The 13,046-nt window shown below is 42.3% G+C and carries 9 protein-coding genes; 4 read left to right on the top strand and 5 right to left on the bottom strand.

Annotated elements, in window-relative coordinates; all coding sequences use genetic code 11:
* Positions 1 to 25: 25 nt before the first annotated feature.
* Positions 26 to 1,378 carry a sensor histidine kinase gene (locus AS141_RS21585; RefSeq protein ID WP_057939789.1) on the bottom strand — a complete coding sequence of 451 codons (1,353 nt, stop codon included), beginning with the start codon at positions 1,376 to 1,378 and terminating at the stop codon, positions 26 to 28.
* A complete protein-coding gene (locus tag AS141_RS21580) occupies positions 1,368 to 2,756 on the bottom strand; it encodes a sigma-54-dependent transcriptional regulator (protein WP_057939788.1) in 1,389 nt (462 codons plus the stop codon). Before AS141_RS21580 ends, AS141_RS21585 begins: the two co-directional genes overlap by 11 nt.
* A gap of 329 nt (positions 2,757 to 3,085) precedes the next feature.
* On the opposite strand from AS141_RS21580, the gene AS141_RS21575 reads away from it, so the two are divergent.
* From AS141_RS21575 to AS141_RS21555, 4 genes are all read left to right on the top strand, one after another.
* Entirely contained in the window at positions 3,086 to 4,333 is a 1,248-nt protein-coding gene (locus AS141_RS21575) for an efflux RND transporter periplasmic adaptor subunit (RefSeq protein ID WP_057939787.1), read from the top strand.
* A 276-nt stretch (positions 4,334 to 4,609) separates the two neighbouring features.
* The gene (locus tag AS141_RS21570) at positions 4,610 to 5,305 is read left to right on the top strand and encodes an ABC transporter ATP-binding protein (protein ID WP_057939786.1); all 696 of its coding nucleotides are present in this window, start codon (positions 4,610 to 4,612) and stop codon (positions 5,303 to 5,305) included.
* Between the two features lie 225 nt (positions 5,306 to 5,530).
* Positions 5,531 to 7,852 carry an ABC transporter permease gene (locus AS141_RS21560; RefSeq protein WP_232424983.1) on the top strand — a complete coding sequence of 774 codons (2,322 nt, stop codon included), beginning with the start codon at positions 5,531 to 5,533 and terminating at the stop codon, positions 7,850 to 7,852.
* Between the two features lie 340 nt (positions 7,853 to 8,192).
* On the top strand, positions 8,193 to 10,646 hold the full coding sequence (locus tag AS141_RS21555) for an ABC transporter permease (protein WP_057939783.1): 2,454 nt from the start codon (positions 8,193 to 8,195) through the stop codon (positions 10,644 to 10,646).
* A gap of 590 nt (positions 10,647 to 11,236) precedes the next feature.
* Here AS141_RS21555 and AS141_RS21545 read toward each other — a convergent pair.
* The 3 genes from AS141_RS21545 to AS141_RS21535 all read right to left on the bottom strand — a co-directional run bounded on the left by AS141_RS21545 (position 11,237) and on the right by AS141_RS21535 (position 12,812).
* On the bottom strand, positions 11,237 to 11,614 hold the full coding sequence (locus tag AS141_RS21545) for a YdeI/OmpD-associated family protein (RefSeq protein ID WP_232424982.1): 378 nt from the start codon (positions 11,612 to 11,614) through the stop codon (positions 11,237 to 11,239).
* A 3-nt stretch (positions 11,615 to 11,617) separates the two neighbouring features.
* Positions 11,618 to 12,040, bottom strand: a complete 423-nt coding sequence (locus AS141_RS21540; protein WP_057939781.1) for a VOC family protein — start codon at positions 12,038 to 12,040, stop codon at positions 11,618 to 11,620.
* A gap of 76 nt (positions 12,041 to 12,116) precedes the next feature.
* Positions 12,117 to 12,812: a helix-turn-helix transcriptional regulator gene (locus tag AS141_RS21535; protein ID WP_057939780.1), complete on the bottom strand. Its 696-nt coding sequence runs from the start codon at positions 12,810 to 12,812 to the stop codon at positions 12,117 to 12,119.
* Between the last annotated feature and the right edge of the window lie 234 nt (positions 12,813 to 13,046).

Raw genomic sequence — 13,046 nt, 5'->3', positions numbered from 1 at the left:
AGTGAGACACTCACATTGGCATCGGCTACCTGAAATTCATCGTAAAAATAGTCCGTTCATTTGGGATGGAAGTCACTTGAAGACTGCCGTTGTGGAGATTCATGATCTGCCTTGAGATTGCAAGGCCTATACCACTTCCGGTCTTTTTAGTAGAGTAAAAAGGAACAAAAATCCGCTCCAACGCTTCAGGAATGATCCCAGGCCCGGAATCTTCCACTTGTATCATCAATCCTAGATCCCCTTGGCCAATGGCCGATAGCCAAATGGTACGATCAGCTTGATTCTGTAAGGATTCAGAGGCATTTTTTACCAGATTGATCAAGATCATGGTAATCTGATCGGGATCGCAGCGGATTTCCAAATCACCGGGATGAATCTTAGTATCTATTTTTACCTCAGCCATTTTTAAATCCTCCTTCATCAGATTGAGCACATTCTCAAATAGTTGCCTTACAGGCATAATTACTTTTTTCGGGGCAGGAATATTGGTGTAATCCCGGTAGGCATTTACGAAATTCACTAAGCCTCTGCTGCGATTGGCAATGGTATCTAAGCCTTCCTGCATGTCCATAAAGCCCTCTTTTTTAATCAAAAATCCTTCCTGCTGTACATAGCTATCCTCATCCAAAATGGTGCGGAGTGATTCCACCAAACTGGAAATCGGAGTAATGGAATTCATGATCTCATGCCGCAGTACTTTTGTCAGGTTCTGCCAGGCTTCAAGTTCATTGGATTGAAGTTCAGCATTGATGTTTTGAAGAGAAAGTAGGGTCCAGCTTTGGCCTCCCATCTTGAGGGAAGTGGACTGTATGATCAGATGTAGGGAAGGATTGACTTTTTTTGAGATCCGCTGTCCTGGTTTCATATCCATTACATCCTCAAGGAGTTTGGGAGATAGCTTGCCCAAGTCTGTAATGTCCCGAAATTGTGGAATCTGAAGCAGATGTTTTGCTGCATTATTGATTACCCCGATTTTCCCTACGTCATTGAAAGAAATAATTCCGGTATTGATGTGCTGGATAATCACCTGAAGAAAAAGCATCTGCTCTTCCTTCTCGGCACGGGTCTGTTTGAAAACCTCCATCACTTCATTGAAAGAAGCATTTACTTCGCGGAAGGACTTTCCCATTTTACTGTCTGAAGTGAAGGAGCTTGAGAAGTCAGCGTAGCGAATGGAGTCTAGAAATCGTGCGAGTTTGTGGTTGATGGAATTGACATAGTAGATCATCTCGCCAATCTGGATAAGAGAGATCAGCCCCAAAATAGCAGGGGCCAGCCAAAGATTCTGACTATAATACAGCCAAAGTCCTAGGTACAGGCTAGCGATAATTCCGAAAATCCGTAAACCAACTCCAAGTGAAAACCTCTTATAAACCATATTTCTCCAGTCTGCGGTAGAGTGAAGATCGTGTCAGACCGAGTTCTTCAGCTGCACGCGTGATATGACCATTGTGTTTTTGCAGCGCTTTTCTGATTAAAATGCGTTCCACATCTTCGATATTCAGATGTTCCAAGCTTACGGATTCATCCTGTCGCTCAGGTTGTGCCATTTTCTGCAAAAACAGATCTTCTGGTTGCAGGACATTGTGATTGGACATGATTACCGCCCGTTCTATACTATGCTGAAGCTCACGGATATTACCAGGCCAGTGATACTTTGTCATTCGTTTCACCAGTGGCTCAGAGGCTTTACGGATGTCTTTGTTGTATTTTTTGGAGTAAAAAGTAATAAAATGATCCGCCAAAAGAGGGATATCCTCCAAACGCTCACGAAGCGGAGGAAGCTGAATTTCAATGGTATTGATACGATAAAGTAAATCCTGACGGAAGCCATTTTCATAGACCATGTTATGAATAGGCATATTGGTAGCGGAAATCAGCCGGATATTTACATCCACAGGTCTGTTTGCTCCCACGCGTGTCACTTGGCGGTTTTGAAGTACTGCCAGGAGTTTTGATTGAAGGGCAAGGGGTAGATTTCCTATTTCATCCAAGAAAAGCGTACCCTTATGTGCTTGCTCGAATCTGCCTGCACGATCTTCCTTGGCATCTGTAAATGATCCTTTTTTATGGCCAAAAAGCTCCGATTCGAAAAGAGTTTGAGTAATAGAACCCAAATCAACTCCTACAAATGCCTCTCTGTTTCTACGGGAATGCCTGTGAATGGCCCGGGCAATCAATTCTTTCCCGGTGCCGTTTTCCCCTAGAATCAGCACGTTGGCATCTGTGACAGCCACTCGTTCGATCGTCTCAAAAACCTTCTGCATGGTCTCACTTTGACCAATAATGTCTTTGAATTTATTATCCATATCCTGCTGCAAGGTTTCTTTTTGATCCCTTAGCAGGTCTACTTCAATTTTCTTTTTGCGAAGCTGCAAAGCAGAATTTAGTGTAGCCAGCAGGCGCTCATTTTCCCACGGCTTTAAGACAAAATCAGTCGCACCTTCTTTGATGGCTTTGACAGCTAGGTTCACATCACCATAGGCAGTGATCAGAACCACCACAGCGGAAGGGTCAAGTTCCAGGATCCTGTCCAGCCAATAGAATCCTTCCTGTCCTGAACTCACATCCTTGGTGAAGTTCATATCCAGCAGAATCACATCATAGGATTCATTATGCGTGAGGATGGGGAGCAGATCAGGATTAGTCTCTGTGTCTACCTGAGAGAAATGCCGCTTTAGAAAAATTTTTGCTGCTTTAAGGAGGTCTTCATTGTCATCCACAATAAGAATTTTGCCTGTTCGTTGCTCGCTCATAGTAAAAAGGAATTAAAAAAGCATGGAAACCTATCCTGCTTGCGCTGTGCTCCTGTTCCAAAAGCATACCGAAAAACAAGACCATATAAATTTGCTACAAAACGTTTGATTTCGGACAATATGAGGCTGTTTTTATAGGATGATTTAAGGATATAAGGAAAAAGAAATGTATTCGACTTTGCATTCTTTTGTTCGCTTGCGGACGAAAATGTTCGCGAGTCTCGATTCCGATTTTTCCCAAATCAACGAAACGGGCCTGTAAAGGCGATTTTTTGCATGGCATACCATTTGGCATATTGGGGACAGCCCGAAAATGGCATTTATACACAATGGATAGAAAATTAGCTAAGAAAACCTGGACCCCTAAAAGAATTGCCTGGATAGTAGGCGGAGTTGTTTTAGTCGCCGGGATCATTTACCAAATCGGATATGCCGATCATAGATCTACGATGAATGTGGAGAAAGATCGCTTAAGTATTGCCACAGTTTCGAAAGGTGAGTTTACAGATTATATATTGGTTTCCGGACAGATCGAGCCAGCACAGACTTTTTTCCTCGATGCAGTGGAAGGTGGTATGGTATCGGAGATCGTACGGGAGTCAGGAGCAATAGTTGAAGTGGGAGACACGATTTTGATTATGGCCAATTCCAATTTGCAGCTGGATGTGATGCAGCGGGAAACTATGCTCTATGAGCAAATCAATAATTTGCGTCAGACACGTCTTTTCCTGGATCAAAATGACCTGAGCCAGCAAGGCCAGCTTGCAGAGATAGATTATCAGATCAGTCTGCTGGAGCCTCAGTATAAGAGGTTCAAAGAGCTCCATGAAAAGAAACTGGTTTCTGACCGGGAATTCGAAGAAGTTGCAGAGCAATATGAGTACAACCTGAAAAGGAAGGAGTTAACTTATAAATCATACAGGAGTGATTCCATTGCCAGGTCTTATCAGCTTGCGCAACTACGGCAGTCTGAGGGGAGAATGAATGCTTCACTTGAGGGGGTAGGTCAGATACTGAATGGACTGGTGATAAAAGCTCCCATCGCAGGACAGTTGGCTATGGAGCAGATCGAAGTTGGTCAGGCGATCAATTCAGGTTCCAGATATGGACAGATCGATGTACTGGACGAATTTAAAGTACGTGTGCCTATAGATGAGCTGTACCTGCCTAGGATCGGTCAGGGTTTGCAGGGCAAGTTCACATTAAGTGGTAAAGATCATGAGCTTGAAATCACCAAGATTTATCCGACGATTACCAATGGAAGATTTGAAGTGGATATGACATTTACAGGTGAGAGTCCAAAGGGAATCAGAAGAGGGCAGAGTGTAAGAATCAGACTGCAACTTAGCGATAGTGAGCAGAGTTTGCTTTTGCCGACAGGAGGATTCTTTAAGGACACTGGAGGAAACTGGGTGTTTGTGGTTAACTCTTCAGGAAATGCAGAAAAGAGAAATATCAGACTTGGGAATAAAAATCCAGAATATTACGAAGTGCTGGAAGGCCTGGTAGAAGGTGAGAAAGTTATCATCAGCGGCTACGAGAATTTCGGGAAGAATGAAGTGCTGGAGTTGAGATGATGTTGGGTGTCGGGTAAACAGAAGAGAGACGATTGGTTGATGGACGCAAAATAGTGGAGTTCGTCATGGTGTGGCCAAGCAATCTCTTAAATTCAATACTGGATTGCTTCGGGTCAAAATGCTAGAATTAACTATTGGAATTAACTATTCCCCGCAATGGCGAAAAGGCACTTAAAAAATAAGCTAATCATTGATATTAAAAGAATATAAAAATAAAACAAGAATGGAGGATCAAATGACTTCGGTCTTCGGTCTCCGGTCTCAAACTTAACTCACATGAACGTAATCAAAACCGTCGATCTCCGAAAGCTTTACGCCACTGAAGAAGTGGAAACTACAGCATTGGACAGTATTCAAATCGAAATCAAAAAGGGCGAATTCGTCGCTATCATGGGGCCTTCAGGATGTGGTAAATCCACGCTCTTGAATATCCTCGGTCTGCTGGATAATCCAGATTCAGGCGAATATCATTTCCTCGAACATGAGGTAGCAAAGTTCTCTGAAAGGCAGCGCTCTTCACTTAGAAAAGGCAATATCGGCTTTGTATTTCAGAGCTTTAACCTGATAGATGAACTGACTGTATTTGAAAACGTGGAACTTCCCTTGCTTTATCTTAAAATACCTTCCGATGAGCGCAAGACACGGGTAGAAGAAGTATTGACCCGCATGAACATCATGCACCGAAGAAATCACTTTCCCCAGCAGCTTTCAGGTGGTCAGCAGCAGCGTGTAGCGATTGCCAGAGCCATCGTAGCCAAGCCTTCTGTGATCCTTGCCGATGAACCTACGGGTAACCTGGATTCTACCAACGGTGAAGAGGTGATGCGTCTTCTGGAAGAACTCAATAATGAAGGAACCACGATTGTGATGGTAACCCACTCTCCGCATGATGCAAACTATGCGCACCGAATCATCAACTTATTTGATGGTAAAGTGGTGACAGAGAATATCAGGGAGCAGTTTCATGTTTAACTATTGAAAAATTGGAAAATCGGTCAACCTGGCCTTCGCTTCGCGGATCATACCCGGAATGATTTCTTCCCCTCTTTCGGTGTCTTCGTTGACTGAAATACAAGTGGTCTGTGAAGGTGCATCCCACTGCAAAGGATCCTGAAATCTTTTAGGTTTCCAATTTTCTAATCTTAAAATCGAAAAAACATGCTCCACCATCAACTAACCCTTGCATTCCGCAACTTTATGAAGTTCAAGAAGATCTTTGCGATCAATCTGTTTGGATTGGCCATAGGTCTTACCACGGTGGTTTTGATCCTACTTTGGGTAAAGGATGAGTTGAGTATTAGCCGATATCATGAGAAGATAGATCGGATTTACGCAGTGATGACCAATCATGATAACAGTGGTGGAATCGTGACTATAGGAATTACTCCGGGTGATATGGCCGAAGCAATGAAAGCAGAGTTATCTCAGGTAGAATTGTCCGCTGGGACCTCTCCATTCATTGAAGGAGTTACTTTCGAAAATAAAAATGTTAAAATGACCGGAGCAGGGTTGTTTGTGGACCAAAGTTATTTTGATATTTTTTCGGTTGATTTTGTGGAAGGAAATCCAAATCAGGTCATGACCGGAATCAATTCCTTGGCGATTTCGGAAACTATGGCTACCAAACTCTTCGGTTCACCGAAAGAAGCATTGGGAAAATCTGTGAAATGGCAGGTTTTTGATTTTCAGAATGAAGTAGAAGTGACGGGAGTTTTCAAAGATCTGGGGTCTATGGATGTGGATAAGCATGATTATTTCTTGTCTTTTTCCTATTTCAAACAGATGCTCGGTGATGGAGTACACTGGGGCAATTTCAATGCTTCCACCTATGTACTCCTTCGTCCAAATACAGATATAGAAGACTTCAATGAGCAAATTGAAGGATTCATAAAAGCCAAAGACGAGGGAAGTAATGTCTCGGCTTTTGTTCAAGCCTATGGAGATACGTATCTGTACGGAACGTATGAAGATGGCAAAGTTGTAGGAGGCAGGATCAGCTATGCCAAACTCTTTTCAGCCATTGCGCTTTTTATTTTGATCATTGCCTGCATCAATTTCATGAACTTGACCACCGCCAGATCGATGAGCCGCTTGAAGGAAATTGGTGTCAAAAAGTCAATGGGAGCAAGTCGTGGAGGTCTCTTCACCCAGTTCATTGTCGAATCAATGCTGCTCACTTTTTTGGCTTTAGTGATGGCTGTTGTGGCAACTTATATTTTGCAGCCTTTTTTCAACCAGGTCACTTCCAAGTCGTTAAACTTGTCGTTTCAACCTGATTTGATCTTGGCTTTATTAGCCATAGGTCTGGTAACAGGGTTTTTCGCAGGGGTTTATCCGGCAATCTACCTATCCAAGTTTAGGCCCATGGAGGTTATGAAATCAACGATCAAAGGAAGTTTTGGAGAGTTATTGGCCAGAAAAGGTCTGGTGGTTTTCCAGTTTACGATTTCACTTCTGTTGATCATCGGGATATCTGTTATCGGTAAGCAGATGTCCTTTATCCAAAACCAAAACCTCGGCTATGACCAGAGTCATCTCCTTCAGATAAATGCCTCAGGGGTTCATCCCAATCAGCTGGACTCATTTTTGGCAGAGCTGAAAAATAGTCCAGGCGTAGAAGATGCTTCCAGTTTGAGTCACCCCTTAGTTGGGTTACGTAGTTCTACCATTGGTCTTACCTGGGAAGGGAAAAATCCCGATGAACAGGTGAAATTTGAGAATATTTCGGTCAATATGGGTTTGATCGAAACCATGGGGTTTGAGTTAGTGAGTGGGCGGGCATTTTCTCCTGACTTTGGAGAAGAGAGTTCAAAGATAATTTTGAATGAGACAGCAGTACGTACAATCGGATTTGATGAGCCGGTCGGTAAAATTGTGAACCTTTGGGGAGAGGACAAAGAAGTCATAGGTGTAATCAGGGATTTTAATTTTGAATCACTAAAAGAAAATGTCAAACCTGCGTTTCTGAAGTATGATAAGAGTTTTGCCGAAAAGATCATGGTGAGAATCGGGACACAGAATCAAAAGGAAACCATTGCAGGAATCGAGGAGCTTTTCGTCAGGCGAACAGCCCAACCGATGGATTATTCTTTTATGGACGAGGACTATCAGTCGCTGTATGCTTCCGAACAGCGTGTCTCCAAGCTTGCAAAATATTTTGGAGTGATGGCTATTTTCTTGAGTTGCTTGGGATTATTCGGACTTGCAGCATTCACGGCAGAAAAGCGAAAGAAAGAGATCGGAGTCCGCAAAGTAATGGGAGCTTCTACCTTCGGGATATTGAGGTTGGTGTCCAAGGATTTCGTGCAGCTCATTCTGGTATCTATCATCATTGCAGTGCCTTTGGCTTGGTATTTTGCTGACAATTGGCTGAAAACCTATGCGTATCAGACAAGTCTGAGTTGGTGGATTTTTGCTGGATCAGGGATGGTATTAATTATAATATCACTCATTACGGTGGGCTATCAGGCATTCAAAGCTGCTTCGGCAAATCCAGTGAATTCACTGAAAAGTGAGTGAGAGGATTTGATGTTTGAAAATTGAAAAATTTGAAGCTTGGGGGATGTGCTCTTTGGTAGCTACAATGAAAAGTGAGGTGCGAGGTATAGTGTAATGTGGAGATACAAACCTCGACGAAGTAATGCAACCAAACACCCTTTTCGCGCATCTAATTGGAAGAGGAGGATTATTCTGCTATTTCTTTACTACGGTATGTGACGTGAATAAGCTATGGTGAAGAGTAGGTCATTGCGAGCGATGCAGAAGCGCTCGTTCCTCACTACAGATGACGGATAAATCGAATCTTTCAATTTTGAAATCTTCTGATCTTCTAATCTTCTAATTTTTAAATCAATAAATCATGCTCAAGAATTACTTCAAAATCGCCCTGAGAAACTTAAAGAAGCATAAGTTCTACACTTTTATCAACATCCTTGGACTATCGGTAGGGGTGGCAGTCTGCATGATTATCTCTCTTTTTGTGATCAATGAGCTTTCCTATGACAAGCACTTTAAAGATGCCGAGCGGATTTATAGGATTCATTCGGATATAATTTTTGGAGGGAATCATTGGGATATGATACTGGCTCCACCTGCGATGGTTGAGGCACTTCCTGAAGAATTCCCCGAAGTTGAATATGCTGTTAATTTTAGGGGACGCGGGTCTTACCTAGTCAAAAAGGTAGATGAGAATATTAAGGAAAATGGTGTTATCTGGGCTAGTAGAGACTTTTTCAATGTTTTCGGGACCACACTATTAGAAGGGAATCAGGATAGGGTTTTGGTGGAACCCAATACCATGGCTATCAGCAAAAGCACTGCTGAGAAGTATTTTCCGGAGGAAAGTGCCTTGGGGAAAACCTTGATTCTGGATAATAAAATGAATTTTAGGATCACTGGCATATATGAAGATATACCTCAGAATAGCCATTTCCACTTTAATTTTTTACTGTCCATGGAAGGCTTAGATGAAGCAAAAAACACATCCTGGTTGAGTAATAATTTCCAGACCTATCTGAAAATCCGAGCCGATGCTGATCCGGAAAATTTAAATCAAAAACTTAGATCTTTGGTCAAAAAGAATGCAGAGCCAGAATTAGGTAAATTATTCGGTGAAGGAGCCACGTTGGATGCCATGTTAGCCGATGGTGGCAAGATGGAGTATGAAGTTCAGCCTTTGCTGGATATTCACCTGAAAAGTGACCTGATGGGGGAGTTTGAGCCTAATTTCAACATCACTTACATCTACCTATTTATAGCAGTGGCACTTTTTATTCTGGTCATTGCCTGTATTAATTTCATGAATTTGTCCACGGCGAGATCCGCCAACCGTGCCAAGGAAGTAGGCATCAGAAAAGTGATGGGTTCATTTCGTGCACATTTGATCCGTCAGTTTCTTATGGAGTCCATTTTGCTGAGCTTTATCTCATTTCTGATCGCTGTGCCGATGGTTTCCCTCTTGCTGCCATTTTTCAATGATTTGGCAGGAAGAGAACTTGTCGTTCCATTTTCCTATTTTAACTTTTATGGGATACTACTGCTAGGAGCGATTGCCACAGGTCTTTTGGCAGGAATTTACCCGGCATTTTTCCTTTCGGGCTTCAAGCCGATCAGTATTCTGAAAGGGAATGTCTCCATGGGAATGAGAAGCGGAATGATCCGAAGCTCCCTTGTGGTATTTCAATTTGCCATCTCTATCATTTTGGTTATTGCCACGATTGCTGTTTTCAATCAGCTGAATTACATACAGAATAAGAAGATCGGCTTTAACAAGGAGCAAATTATAACAGTAGAAGATGTCTATGCGCTAGGGGATCAGGCAGAAACGTTCAAGCGGGAAATTCTGGCAAATAGTATGATGGAGTCCGGGACGATTACTGGGTATTTGCCGGTGGCGGGAACCTGGAGAAGCGACACGGCTTGGTGGGCAGAAGGGAAAGATCCCAAGCAAGCTGAGCATATGGTGAGCCTGCAAAACTGGCAGGTGGACTACGACTACGTGAAGACTATGGGGATGGAAATCGCTGAAGGACGGGATTTTTCCATGGATTTCCCTTCTGATTCCAGTGCGGTGATCCTGAATGAAACTGCTGCAAAGCAATTCAATTTTGTGGGCGACCCCGTAGGTCAAAAAATCTATACCCTGGCTGGTGATAACCAGACAGCGAACTTGGATGAATTGGAAAGTAAGACTGTGGTAGGCGTAGTGAAAAACTTCAATTTCGAATCGCTCAAAGAAAATATAGGCTCTGTGATGATCTTTCTAAGCGACAAGCCAAATGGTATAGCTTCCTTCAGATTCAACTCTTCCAATACAGACGAAGTGGTAGGTTTCATTCAGTCAAAATGGCAAGAAATGGCTCCGGGGCAACCTTTTACCTATTCTTTTTTGGATGATCGATTCGGTCAAATGTATGCTTCTGAAACCCGACTAGGCAAAGTCTTTGGCATTTTCGCAGGATTTGCAATTGTAATCGCCTGTTTGGGCTTGTTTGCGTTAACGGCCTTTACAGCAGAACAAAGAACCAAGGAAATAGGAATCCGGAAAGTACTGGGGTCCAGCATAGGAAGCATTGTGGTATTACTCTCCAAGGAATTTGCAAAGCTTGTGATGATCGCCTTCCTGATTGCTTCACCTATCGCTTGGTGGGCCATGCAAAAGTGGCTGGAAGATTACCAGTTTAAGCAGGAGCTAGGCTGGCAGGTATTTTTGGGAGCAGGACTCTTTGCTATTGTGATTGCCTTGCTGACGACCAGCTATCAATCGATTAAGGCGGCGACAGCGAATCCGGTGAATTCCCTAAAAAGTGAATAATTGGATTTCGGATTTCGAAAGGCTTGCTTTTGTCTCGGTATGTACTCACAGACCAACTATTGGTAAGGTAAGTTTAGGGTTTTACGTAAGGGTTAGGGTTGGTCACCGTGGCCTGTGGAGCACACAGACCACAAAGGGAAAATTCCTTTTTAAAGAGTTGGTGTAGCTATCGACCGTCCCTCTGGGACTTATAAGCTTAATTTTCTTTATTTAGGACAAATATTTTTCATGAATTTCCTGACCTGTGTCCTCGGGGTTGGGATCACTACAGTGCTGGTTCTCGTTCTACTAAATACCGTAGGGATGGCCGATATCAAAAATTTACCATTGGATAAAGTCGTCATTATTCCAAGACTGCTCAACGGACAAGCTTTAAACCCCGAAATATGCGTTAGCAATTCTATTACAACCATTAATTGCTTCAAAATCAGTCATTGCATTGCTGTTTTTAACTTCACCGAAGTGGTGCTATGCCTAAGTTTCCAAACATCCTGATTTTCTTGCTATTAATGCCTTCATAACGAAACCTAATGCATAATTCCGGGTTAAATGAAGAATCATCTGTTTTCCACACTTTTGATGGGATTCTGTTAGCAAAATTTCCATTTACCTTTTTGTTTGGCAATGTCAATTAATCGTTGACCGTAGGAAGTCATCTTACCCTCTTTTATCATTCTTTCGGCCCGCTCAATATTTATTTTACTCCAGTTACTTTTTTTTTCATTCCGCTTAGAAAAAGTCAGATAATAGCTTTCTCCATCTCGTTTTTTACATAGACTGTCTATCCAGCCAAAACATAAAGCTACTTCAGTTGCTTCGATAAGATTAACACTCTCAACTTTGCTTTTTTTATGGTACAAAATCAGCCAAACGGATTGCTCGGTTTGACTATAATCCTGCAACCAATTACGCCATTCCTGTCTCGTTTTGGCATAGACAGCTTGTTTTCCATCTTTTGTTTCCATCATGATTTAGGAATTCTTTTGTTTTAAAATATCGAGATAATGAACATTCGTCATGATGCCAAGGATATTGCCAAAAGGGTCAACAACCGATGCTGTTACAAATGTCCCTTTCCCTTGGCTATGATCAGTGATAGGCTGATATTCGGTAGCTCCCATAGTATTTAGTCTATCGAGTGTTGCTTTTAAATCGTCAACATGCCAATGAGCAATAGCTCCTGATGGTTTCTCAGAATAACCTTTTGGAGCATAACTACTATCAATAATCCCTAATTCTTGTTGGTAGTCACCAACTCGAAATTCGGTATAGCCCGGCACATTGAAGTAAGGCTCAAGGCCTAAAAATTCACTATACCATTTTTTCGCACCATCATGGTCTTTTGCATAGAAGTTGACGGTGGCCAGTCCTCTGAGTTTGAAATGTGGTTTCATATTTTCTAGATTAAAGGTTTATGATACCACAAAGTTGTAAGCTCTCAATGACAGCCCTATGTCAAGGGTCTGAAAATCATTTTGCCTGTTTAAAGAATTCTTCTAAAGTCAGCTTATGTGGCTGAAACTTCTCGTCTAGGACATCAATCCGTCTCATCCTGTCTATCCTGAAAAACCGGAAGTCCTTTCTCAATCTACACCAGGCTAACAACAGCCAATTGTTCTGTGTATTAAGGACAGCAAAGGGCTCTACCGTTCTTAGTGTAGAAGAATTTTCGTTTTCTTTTTGATAGTCGATATTAGTGAGCGAAAAATTGATAATAGCTGATTGTAAAGCGGGTAAGAATTTGGTAGTAAAGTCTTTCGGATAGGTAGTGCTTATGGCCATGCGCTCTGCAAGCAATTCTGAATTAGCTATTGTTTTGTGACGCAATACGGCCTTGACTTTATCCATAGCCTTGGTCAGTTCTTCTATAAAAGAGTTGTCACTATTACCTGCCACTAGCTTCTGTGCAGTAATTAAGGCGTTGGCTTCACTTTCTGTAAAAGCCACAGGTGCAATCCTATACCCATCCATCAGATAATAACCTTTTCCATCTTCTGTCAACACAGGTACTCCGGCCTGTTCCAAAGCTTTGACATCGCGGTAGATGGTACGGGTACTTACCTTGTATTTTTCTGCCAACATTGTTGCCGTGACCATGCGTTTGGATTGTAATTGCAACAAAATGGAGGTAAGTCTTGAAAGCCGTTTGGTATCGTTACCGTTCATTCTTTTTTAGTTGGTATAGTGATATTCTTTCGTAAGCACCATTTTGAAATTTATCCTTCGAAAAGAAATGGATTTTCCTAGCCCCTAAAAGCTACTTAAAATAAATCAGTAATTAAGAAGTGCAGGTTTAGTTACTAGGGCCAATAAAGCTAAAATGGAAAGTCAGAAGTCTAAAGCCAGAAAGCTGTAATGGGGAGGAGAGGCCTTAGGTTGACAATTCTCGATCTGCAGCAA

The sequence above is a fragment of the Algoriphagus resistens genome (genome assembly GCF_001442615.1).
Lineage (GTDB): Bacteria > Bacteroidota > Bacteroidia > Cytophagales > Cyclobacteriaceae > Algoriphagus > Algoriphagus resistens.
Note: the sequence above shows the minus strand (reverse complement) of the source record. Positions and strands in the feature narration are given on the sequence as shown.